This is a genomic window from Streptococcus sp. HMSC076C08 (assembly GCF_001810825.1).
GTDB lineage: Bacteria > Bacillota > Bacilli > Lactobacillales > Streptococcaceae > Streptococcus.
In genome coordinates this window covers 59,035-59,702 of record NZ_KV802724.1, presented here as the reverse complement: position 1 = coordinate 59,702, position 668 = coordinate 59,035, and the positions used below count along the sequence as shown (strand labels likewise).

Genomic DNA, 668 nt, shown 5'->3' with positions numbered 1-668 from the left:
TACCACCCAAACACTTTCTAAATTGAACTACTACCTGAATCAATGTCATTTCTAACTTCTCGACATTCTGTATTTATAACTCTTCAATTTCAGTTAATGCTAGTGTCTTATAATACTCTGGGATTTGTGGCATTCTCAGTATTACAAAAAACCACCATGAAATTATGCCATTTATAACCAATATAGCACTTTCATAACCACTATCAAGTCCTATAAAAAATGCTAAACAAACCGTATTAATTCCAAGAGTAATATACCACCAATCAATCATTCGTTTCCCTTTGGGTTCAAAAACAAGTCGACAGCGTTTACTGTTTTGGAGAACTCTTGATTCAAACTTTCTTACCGCACTTTTTTCATAAAAGACAGCCATAAGATAAGACAAAAATACAGAGAAAGCAAATAACACTACTTTCATTAAAATTTGCTGATTGATTCCCCAGCTAATAAAGGCATCTTTCATCAGCGTATGAGAGATGCCAACAAGTGGCTGAATCATGATAACTAGAGCAGTAGATGCGCCTATTGGTGTCTTCGATTTTATTCTAAAACTATCATTAGATGGAGATAGCTCAACCATTTCAGCAGTAACCTCTTTCGGAAGTGAACCGAAGAAATAGGATTTGCCTTTTATAGTGGTAGGATCTAAGATATAACTTTTATTCTTA

General features: G+C 34.1%; 1 protein-coding gene. It reads right to left on the bottom strand.

Annotation, left to right across the window (positions count from 1 at the left end; all coding sequences use genetic code 11):
* Positions 1 to 73: 73 nt before the first annotated feature.
* On the bottom strand, positions 74 to 668 hold a 595-nt coding region (locus HMPREF2766_RS04215), incomplete at its 5' end, for a DUF443 domain-containing protein (RefSeq protein WP_070567916.1).